This is a genomic window from Mucilaginibacter pineti, assembly GCF_900101875.1.
Classification (GTDB): Bacteria; Bacteroidota; Bacteroidia; order Sphingobacteriales; family Sphingobacteriaceae; genus Mucilaginibacter; species Mucilaginibacter pineti.
On sequence record NZ_FNAI01000038.1, the window covers coordinates 1 to 5,753 of the forward strand.

Consider the following 5,753-nt stretch of genomic DNA (forward strand, 5'->3'; position numbering starts at 1 on the left):
TTCCTCTTGGCTAAGACTAAATTTGGTCTCCATATTTGTATTTTGCTTATCCCAAATATACAAATATGTTGCATAATTAAATAATCGTTACACTAGCGCGAAGCCCGCGATCAAGTAGCCTGCCCAGTTATCCATGAGCAGCTTGTAGCCCGTCAGGCAAAGAAACAGGATGGTCACATAATGACTAAAGCAGTACTCACAGGTAAACAAGTAAAAGAACTTTCGCTCCACTAATGATTTGCCTTCCTGGCTGCGCCGGGTACAGTATTCCCGGGGTTCCCGGAACACTTCTTCATGCGTCACCGTCCAGGCAATGCAGGCGATCGGGATGGCCAGCAAAAATAGCCAGCTGATCTGTAGGGTTAAGGTCATCATGGTTTAATCTTTTAAATCGATGACCAGCTCATTCGCGACGGCTACAACACCCGGCGCGTTCCAGGCCATCCGTTCCGCTTCCTCTTTCTGGTACCAGGAATTGACTACGCCGCTGAGCGTTACGGCATGCTCTGTTACATAGACCTGAATATCCTGGTCATAAAGGGACGCGCTTCGCCTGAACGCACGCTGGACATCTTCCTGTTCCAGTTCATCCGGGCTTTCAGGCTGTATCCGGATATCGTTGGTGAACACTTTGACACCATCCAGGTGCCTGACCGCATTTCTTGCCGCCTCTTTCTGGTAGTTCCAGGGAACATTGCCGGTTAAGGTAACCCAACCGTTTTCCACGGTCACTTTTATCCGGTCATGAGGAACCTGGCCATCTTTTTTCAAGGCTTGGATGGCCTCTATGGCAATTTCCTGATCGCTCAGGGCCGTCTCATTAATAAACTGGACGGCTATCTTTTCTACGACTGCCTTTACGCCGGTGACGCCCTTAGCCACTTCTTCAGCCTTTGACTTTTTAAGGTAGCCGTCCACTACGCCGGTCAGGGTGGCCACCCCGTCGGTAACATTTACGGCAATTTTAGTGTCTTTCAACAAGGGTTCCCAATGGATGGCCTCCTGAATGTCGTTTGCGATATCCTGGTTGATTTTCATATGCATTTTTGTTTTATCGTAGGGAAAGTTTTTTAGAAAAATGCGCCTTGACAAACGCGTGTTGCTGGTTAACGGTCATCTTATCCGCCTGTTCAATTTCGATTTGGATAGCGCTGAAGCGATGGTCCTTTCGCAAAAAGGTAAATAGCTCAACCTTGGCATCAGTAGGCCCAAACAAAATGACCTCACCGTAGCCCCTGATCAGTTCACCCAATTCTTGATAATAAGCTGCCTGCTCATGCTGCTCTTTGTTATGCATCAGGTTTTCACTCCGGGACAGCGTTTGCTCCTTTTCTTCGTGCGTGAATTCGGAATCAATGGTGGTGGTTTGAATGGGGTCTGTGGTAAACTCCATTAAGTGGGCAGTTTGATGATCCATCCAAATGCCCAGATCTTTTGTGTTTTTCATAGTTTGATTGTTTAGTAGACGCCGTTGCCTGACAGGATAAGCGCTGCCAGTTCTCCGTCCAGGTTATAAATATCTTTTCTGAAATTCAGCCGGTTATCACGGTCTGTAAAAGCCGTAAAGTAAGCGATGAACACCGGCACCTTTTGGGCCAGGGTGGCATAACGCTCTTTACCGGCATGCATGGCGGCAGCTATTTTTTCCGGGTTCCATTCCTTGTCTTCTTTCAGCAGGAAGTTCGCCAGCCTGACGGGTTCAGCGATGCGGATGCAACCATGACTAAAGGCCCGGGAAGTCTCGCCGAACAGTGACTTTGACGGGGTATCATGCAGGTAAATATTATAGCTATTGGGAAACATGAATTTAACCAGGCCCAATGAATTCATCGGTCCCGGCTTCTGCCGGACGACCGGCAAACCATCCAGGTAGCCGGTAATCTCCATATCATGTTTGGCAATATAGTTCGGATCATTTTTGATGCCGGGCAAAATTTCATTGCGGACAATACTTGGCGGAATGTTCCAGTACGGGCTAAAAACGACGTATTTGATCTCCCCGTAAAATACGGTAGTTTGATGCATGGTTTGCCCGACCACCGCGCTGCAGCTCCACAATAAACTATCCGCATGATAAACATGTAATTTGAATTCAGGTATGTTAACGGCCAGGTAAACGGAGCTTAACGTAACGGGTAACCACCGGCTTCTTTCCATATTCACCAGGATCTGGCTGATCCGGCTTTTTAAGGGGATATTCAGTTCGGCCAGGGTTGCTTTATCCGGCAAGCCGTTAACCGGCAGGCCGTGACGGAACTGAAATTGTTTAACCGCGTTCTGCAGAATCGTGTCATAATGGTTATTTAGGGTATCCCCGTGATAATCTTCCAATTTATATAAGCGCGCTTTGATCAGCGTGACCACGGGAGCAGAATCGCCGGGTTTTAAACGGGGCAATGGCAACACAATAGGAGGCCAGGTACTCCCGGTATCCAGGGCGCGGTATTTTCGTAAAAAGCTTTGAGTAATTCATACTGCCGGTAGACCGGCTCGGCTGATGTGAATGGTTTGTCCGGCGCGGCTAAAAGGCTGTCCAGGTACTGGTCATAAGCCATTTTTTTACGGGGGAGATACCAGCCGGACGATTTACTGGCAGCGTTGTTCATCCCGTTCCAGGCCAGTTTTGAAAAGACGAAATATTGCGCGGTCAGCAGCAGTTCCATGGTGACGTTGGTCTGCTGGTTGTTTTGCTGCCCGTTCAACCCGTCTAAAAGCAGTTCCAGTTCCTTTTGGTAAGGAATAGCAGTATAAATTCCCTCGTCCGGCAAGTTGATCATGCGGTTAACCAAATTGCCTGCCTGCTCGGTTAAACGACCGCCGGCAAACCAGGCACAGGCGTATGCTCTATGGTCATAAAAATCCAGGAGCTGCGCCTTAGCGGTAATCAATTCAGAGTGGCCCTGATAAAAAGCGATGATCTCCAGGCTGTCCAAAACAACGGGTGACTGCGTATTCAATAACGCCGGTTCGTTTTTTTTCACCCCTTGGCCAAAGCCATGTAAAATATAACTGGTCAAAAAGATTACGAAGAAATATTTCAGGGAATAGGACATGTTTACCATTCGTTTAAAAAACCGGATAAGCGGGTACCGGGTAGGGATAGATCAGTAAGGGCACCAACGGATTGGCCGCGAGCTTTTGGGTATAGCTCCCGCCGAATAATCGCTCAATGAAGCCTTTGTTACGGTGGACCATGACCAACAGGTCGGCGCCTACCGCCGTCTCCAGCTCCTGTAGTCCCGTCTTTACCTGGTTTTGGTGAATATTCCGGTAATAAATATTGGGGTAATCGATTTGGTTACCAACATCCTGTAAGAAGTTTTTGACCGGCGTTTCCGCAGGATCTCCTTCCGGGCTGATATGCGCCAGCATGATCTCGGCATGGAATGGCCTGGCCAATCCCGCGAGCGAATTCAGCACTTCCAGGTCGGCAGCGCTCAGGTCCGTTGGAAAAGCGATTTTCTGCAGGGATGTAAAAGCCGCATGTTCAGGAATGATCATTACCGGCAGGGAGGAATTATCGAGTACCCCCCGCAGGTGATTGCCCATGACCAGCGCGGTAAAGCCGGTATGGTGAGTGGCCGTTACGATTAAGATCAGCGCTTTATCCGCTAGTAATTCGTCCAGATCCAGGGTTGCGGTGCCTGCACTGCAACTGCAGGTGATCGCCGGCTTGAAAGCATCGGCAGGCCAGCCCGATACTACTTTTTTTAACTGCTCTGCCTGCAAACGAAGGTCTTTTTCGTTGCTCTTTTGGAGCGCGTCATCATCTTCCAGGGGCCAGGCGATCTGGGCGCTCAGCGGTTCGGCGGATGGCACGAGGAAAGTATGGTACAATAGTATATTGGCTCCTAAGTGCCGGGCCAGCTGCAGCGCATAAAGTGCAGCATTGGTTGACCTGTCAGAAAAATCGGTAAGTATGGCTATCTTTTTCATAATGCTTGATGATCCTGGTGAACAGATCGATCAAAACTGCCCATAAAACGGCGGACTAAACAGGATAGCCGTCATCTGGAAAAATGATCCTTATCACAAAATCAGTGGTTAAGGTGTAAAATCCATTGCTTACCGGTAAATTAGCGCAGTTATTGCTGTTACTTGTTTAAGCCGGTCCGAAATGAACGCAAACATTTTACTGATTGAAGACAACCAGGATATCCGTGAAAACACGGCCGAATTACTGGAACTGGAGGGTTACCGGGTCATTACTGCCGATAACGGGCTGGAAGGTATCCGTTTAGCAGGCCTTCACTTTCCTGACCTTGTCATCAGCGATGTCCTGATGCCCGGCGCTGATGGTTACACCGTTTTTCAGGCCCTGCTGGACCGGGAAACAACCCGCCATATCCCTTTTTTATTTATTACCGCTAAATCCGAGAGTGGCGACAAGGCAAAAGCGCTGTCGATCGGGCGGTGTGCCTACCTGGTTAAGCCTTTTGATGAAAAGGAATTGCTGGACTGCCTGGCGAAAATGCTCAATCCTTCATTGTGACGATAATACGTTAATAATCAGTTGAAATGGTGACCTTGGTCATTTTTCATTAAAGCCTTATCGTATAGATTTGTGTTATAATTTATGCCCATCCTTAAACTATACCACTATGAAATGCCTGCAGTTTAGTTTTTCGCATCCCGTTAAAGGCTCGGCCTGTCTGACCCGTATCTCCCTGCAAGGAGTCCAGGACCGCCGAAGGTTGAAATTCAACACCGGGGAAAACACCGAACTGAGCCTGCCCATCGATGATCTTCCTGAAGGAAAATGGAAACTCCTGCTGGAATGGGAATACGAGGAAAGATCATTTAGCCATAGCAGTGAATTTGATAGGGTGCCGGAAAATACGTTGTTCCCTGCACCTCTGTTTGCCAATGCCAGCCTGTTCCACAGCAAGGGGACACCATTTTCCACCAGGGGAAAGTATGCCGCTGCGGATAGCGAGTAATGCCGCCAATCCGGAAAGTGACGCCTCTCATATTTTAAGATGACCGAACTCATGGCCTGTGGAGCCAGTTAAGCGGAAATTTACAGCCATAATGAAAAACGTCATGTTAAGAGAACTCAACGATACCCAGATAGAAGCGCTATTAAAGGAGCAATTGTACGGCCGCATTGGCTGTCATTCAGCGGAGACGATGTATATCGTACCTGTAAATTAATTATATGGAAACGGAATTATTTATTGTCATTTTTCCGAAGGGATGAAAATTCAGATGATGCGGGAAAATCCGCAGGTCTGGTTTGAGGTAGATGATATCAAGACGATGACCAACTGGCAAAGCGTGATCGCCTGGGGCAGGTTCAAAGAGATCAGTGGTCTGGAAGAAAAAACAACAGGTCTTACAAAAGCTGGTGGATAGGATCAGTCCCTTTATTTTTTTAGACGATTCCGTTACCAGGGAACACGGCCTTGTGGACGAAGAGAGTGATGTCGGAACGAGGCTGATGCCTGATTTACCAAATAAAATTAGCTTAGCTTAAGGATAAAGCCTGGCTAATGCGCGACGATGATCTGGGACAAACGCAAATCATTCAGTCAAAGGTTTGTTAACCCTTAATATAATAGCAGCCAGGTCAATTAGCTTATAAAACTGTTTTTAAATCTAAAGATTTCCTCTACCGCTTTGGGATAACCACCGGCAGACCGGAACGAATCATTGATCTTGCGGATTGCAGTTAAGTATCCTGGATCTTCCAGAACTGTTTGAACAGCCATAGATAATTGCTCAGCTGTTAATTCTGTTACATTAAGTGAAAT

At 47.7% G+C, this 5,753-nt stretch carries 11 protein-coding genes; 4 read left to right on the top strand and 7 right to left on the bottom strand.

Annotated features, from left to right (window positions below; genetic code table 11):
• Positions 1-87 precede the first annotated feature (87 nt).
• The 6 genes from BLS59_RS30940 to BLS59_RS30960 form a co-directional block, all read right to left on the bottom strand.
• A complete protein-coding gene (locus BLS59_RS30940; protein WP_240315410.1) occupies positions 88-375 on the bottom strand; it encodes a hypothetical protein in 288 nt (95 codons plus the stop codon).
• A 3-nt stretch (positions 376-378) separates the two neighbouring features.
• Positions 379-1,092: a BON domain-containing protein gene (locus tag BLS59_RS30945; RefSeq protein ID WP_240315411.1), complete on the bottom strand. Its 714-nt coding sequence runs from the start codon at positions 1,090-1,092 to the stop codon at positions 379-381.
• The gene (locus tag BLS59_RS30950; protein ID WP_091157888.1) at positions 1,052-1,447 is read right to left on the bottom strand and encodes a hypothetical protein; all 396 of its coding nucleotides are present in this window, start codon (positions 1,445-1,447) and stop codon (positions 1,052-1,054) included. The genes BLS59_RS30945 and BLS59_RS30950 overlap by 41 nt, the downstream gene beginning before the upstream one ends.
• A gap of 11 nt (positions 1,448-1,458) precedes the next feature.
• Positions 1,459-2,397, bottom strand: coding sequence for a L,D-transpeptidase family protein (locus tag BLS59_RS32420; protein WP_240315413.1), 939 nt, complete (start codon positions 2,395-2,397; stop codon positions 1,459-1,461).
• Positions 2,385-2,981, bottom strand: coding sequence for a L,D-transpeptidase scaffold domain-containing protein (locus BLS59_RS32425; protein ID WP_240315414.1), 597 nt, complete (start codon positions 2,979-2,981; stop codon positions 2,385-2,387). The genes BLS59_RS32420 and BLS59_RS32425 overlap by 13 nt, the downstream gene beginning before the upstream one ends.
• Positions 2,982-3,066: 85 nt before the next feature.
• On the bottom strand, positions 3,067-3,936 hold the full coding sequence (locus BLS59_RS30960) for a universal stress protein (RefSeq protein WP_091157889.1): 870 nt from the start codon (positions 3,934-3,936) through the stop codon (positions 3,067-3,069).
• A gap of 181 nt (positions 3,937-4,117) precedes the next feature.
• Between BLS59_RS30960 and BLS59_RS30965 the strand changes: the two genes are divergently transcribed.
• The 4 genes from BLS59_RS30965 (at position 4,118) to BLS59_RS31940 (ending at position 5,355) form a co-directional block, all read left to right on the top strand.
• The gene (locus BLS59_RS30965; protein WP_091157891.1) at positions 4,118-4,492 is read left to right on the top strand and encodes a response regulator; all 375 of its coding nucleotides are present in this window, start codon (positions 4,118-4,120) and stop codon (positions 4,490-4,492) included.
• A gap of 70 nt (positions 4,493-4,562) precedes the next feature.
• Positions 4,563-4,940, top strand: a complete 378-nt coding sequence (locus BLS59_RS30970; RefSeq protein ID WP_143014302.1) for a hypothetical protein — start codon at positions 4,563-4,565, stop codon at positions 4,938-4,940.
• A gap of 91 nt (positions 4,941-5,031) precedes the next feature.
• On the top strand, positions 5,032-5,154 hold the full coding sequence (locus BLS59_RS32595) for a hypothetical protein (protein WP_262492987.1): 123 nt from the start codon (positions 5,032-5,034) through the stop codon (positions 5,152-5,154).
• A 42-nt stretch (positions 5,155-5,196) separates the two neighbouring features.
• The gene (locus BLS59_RS31940; RefSeq protein ID WP_162842834.1) at positions 5,197-5,355 is read left to right on the top strand and encodes a pyridoxamine 5'-phosphate oxidase family protein; all 159 of its coding nucleotides are present in this window, start codon (positions 5,197-5,199) and stop codon (positions 5,353-5,355) included.
• Between the two features lie 218 nt (positions 5,356-5,573).
• On the opposite strand, the gene BLS59_RS31945 is transcribed toward BLS59_RS31940, so the two are convergent.
• Positions 5,574-5,753, bottom strand: a 180-nt coding sequence (locus BLS59_RS31945) for a hypothetical protein (RefSeq protein ID WP_205411402.1), incomplete at its 5' end; no start/stop codon positions are given.

What these genes read in the sequence shown, in the direction of transcription:
- BLS59_RS30960 (WP_091157889.1), bottom strand. Translation starts at nt 3,936, where the DNA reads ATGAAAAAGATAGCCATACTTACCGATTTTTCTGACAGGTCAACCAAT.
- BLS59_RS30950 (WP_091157888.1), bottom strand. Translation starts at nt 1,447, where the DNA reads ATGAAAAACACAAAAGATCTGGGCATTTGGATGGATCATCAAACTGCC.
- BLS59_RS30965 (WP_091157891.1), top strand. Translation starts at nt 4,118, where the DNA reads ATGAACGCAAACATTTTACTGATTGAAGACAACCAGGATATCCGTGAA.
- BLS59_RS30940 (WP_240315410.1), bottom strand. Translation starts at nt 375, where the DNA reads ATGATGACCTTAACCCTACAGATCAGCTGGCTATTTTTGCTGGCCATC.
- BLS59_RS31940 (WP_162842834.1), top strand. Translation starts at nt 5,197, where the DNA reads ATGAAAATTCAGATGATGCGGGAAAATCCGCAGGTCTGGTTTGAGGTA.
- BLS59_RS32595 (WP_262492987.1), top strand. Translation starts at nt 5,032, where the DNA reads ATGAAAAACGTCATGTTAAGAGAACTCAACGATACCCAGATAGAAGCG.